Here is a 2,251-nt window from a genome sequence, read left to right as displayed (position 1 = left end):
GGGCACCAGGGGCACCGTCAGGGCCGGGAGCACCCGGAACACCCGGAGCTCCTGGGGCGCCGTTGGGGCCGGGAGCACCCGGAGAGCCGGGCGCGCCGGGCACGCCGGGAGCACCGTTGGGACCAGGAGCACCAGGGGCACCGTCAGGGCCGGGAGCACCCGGAGAGCCGGGCGCGCCGGGCACGCCGGGAGCACCGTTGGGACCAGGAGCACCCGGAGCACCGGGAGAGCCCGCCGGACCGGGAGCACCGTTGGGACCGGGGGCACCCGGCGAGCCGGCGGGACCGGCAGGACCGGCAGGACCGCTGGGGCCGGCAGACCCGCTCGGACCCGCCGGACCGCTCGGACCCGCCGGACCGCTCGGACCCGCCGGACCGCTCGGACCGGGCGGTCCGACCGTGCAGGCCGCCCTCGTGATGGTGTTGTCGTCCAGCGTGACGGCCCCCGTGCGCGCCAGGGCACGGCCTTCGATCACCGAGGCGTGGTTCACGGTGATCGACGTCATGGCCAGGATGTTGCCCTTGAAGAAGGAGCTGACGTCGATGGTGGCGGAGCTGCCCACCTGCCAGAACACATTGCAGGGCTGCGCCCCGTTGACCAGGCTGACGACGCTCGACGGGGCCGTGATCAGGGTGGAGCCGATCTGGAAGATGAAGACGGCACTGGGATCGCCCAGGGCGTCCAGGGTGACGGTCCCGGTCAGGTTCAGTGAGGACGTCGCTTTGTAGACGCCGGGCGTCAGCGTGAGTCCACCGATGTCGCCCGGAGACGTCAGGCTGGCCGTGGGGGCCCGGCCTGCGGCGTCGTTGTAGGCGATGACCAGGTCGGACTGAGCCTGTGCGGCCTGGGCGTCGTTGACGTGCTGGACTCCGTTCACGATCCCGGGCGGAAAGCCCGTCACACTGGTGCCCGGGCTGAGGCCCAGGTCCCCGTTGATCACGCTGGGACCGGTATTGGTGACCGTAGATGCGCCCAGCACCGCATAGCTGGCGTCGGTACCCAGCATCACCGGTGCCTCCGCAGCGTGCGCGGGACTGGTGATCAGGCCCGCCGTGGCAAGCAGCGTCAGTCCGGACAACAGGGCGAGCGCCCCCGTGAGTCGGGAGCGTCTGCGCCGTCTCTCCGGTAGGGCGGGCGGAATGGCATCGACTGCCATAGGACAAGACCCTTTCTTGTCGCCGTTGAGCTCCGTCACCCGAAAAGAGGATTTCGGAGCGCCGATGGTGAGTTCTGGTCGGACCACAAGCCCTCGTGCACGCGCCGAGGCGCCACGGGCGCCACCCCGGGAGAGCCGCAGAGCGGCGCCCACCAGGGACGGTGATGCACAGTCACCAACTCAGTACACCGTGCAACAGCAACATAAAAAGGAAAGAATAATAAAGATGCAATCGAGTGACGTGTCGACGCGAACAGGGCATCCAACCCCCATCACCGGCGTGTCGTTTGTCCACGCACTCAATGTCGTGGGCAGGGCCTCCGCCTTCCGCTGCGCCCGAGCCACTCGGATTCGGCCGTACCCGCGGAGCCCGACATCGCGCTCGGCGGAGCCCGTCCACCCGACCGCCACCACGGCCCCTCGCCGGTCACCGTCACGGCCCTGGGCAGTACCGTTTCTTCTCTTGGCCGCGTCCAGGCTGGTGAAATGACGTATCGCTCGGGGGATGGAGTCGTTGGCCCGGGCATGAACGACCCAACGTATCCGCAAGGCGGGGTCCTCGCGGCGGCCGAAGGCAACGCCGCTACCGTGGCCGAGCGCTGCCGTCTCGCAGGTGGCCTGCTCAGAGTCACGCTCGGCGACCTGCGCGAGGAGCTCGGCTACCGAAGACTCGGCAAGTACGTCCTGGACGAGGTGGCCGACACCCTGACCGAGGAGGGGCTCGGCTGGTTTCCGGCCGGACGGCTCTCACCCCGGGAGAACGGCGAACCTCGCAAGGAGCAGGAAGTATGGGTGTTCCTCCGGGACGATGGCCTACGGTGCCAGGTCATCGACGCCATCCAGGCGCCCGAGGGCTCCGACGTCCCCACCGTCCTGAACGGGCTGCTCGCCGACCGCCCCCAGGACCTCTCCCCCGAACGGAAACTCGGCCTCATCCGCGAGATCCTCGGGCTCTGAGTCGCCGAGGCCGCGGGCACCGCTTCCGGGAGGCCCGTGCCTCCCGGAAGACATCTCGCGTGCTTAACAAGTCAAGCCGCCTCGGCAAGAGCCGCTGAGAGAGAGGAGGTGAATGCATGCTGTTCGTCGAAGAGCTGC

The 2,251-nt window shown here is 69.3% G+C and carries 2 protein-coding genes; one reads left to right on the top strand and one right to left on the bottom strand.

Annotation, left to right across the window (positions count from 1 at the left end; genetic code table 11):
* A partial coding sequence (locus ACFWOG_RS40675) for an ice-binding family protein (RefSeq protein ID WP_380364775.1) occupies positions 1-1,195 on the bottom strand: 1,195 nt, incomplete at its 3' end.
* Positions 1,196-1,681: 486 nt separating this feature from the next.
* Between ACFWOG_RS40675 and ACFWOG_RS40670 the strand changes: the two genes are divergently transcribed.
* A complete protein-coding gene (locus tag ACFWOG_RS40670; RefSeq protein ID WP_329876294.1) occupies positions 1,682-2,113 on the top strand; it encodes a hypothetical protein in 432 nt (143 codons plus the stop codon).
* The last annotated feature ends 138 nt before the right edge of the window (positions 2,114-2,251 follow it).

The sequence above is a fragment of the Kitasatospora sp. NPDC058406 genome, from assembly GCF_042722765.1.
Taxonomy (GTDB): Bacteria; Actinomycetota; Actinomycetes; order Streptomycetales; family Streptomycetaceae; genus Kitasatospora.
Note: the sequence above shows the minus strand (reverse complement) of the source record. Positions and strands in the feature narration are given on the sequence as shown.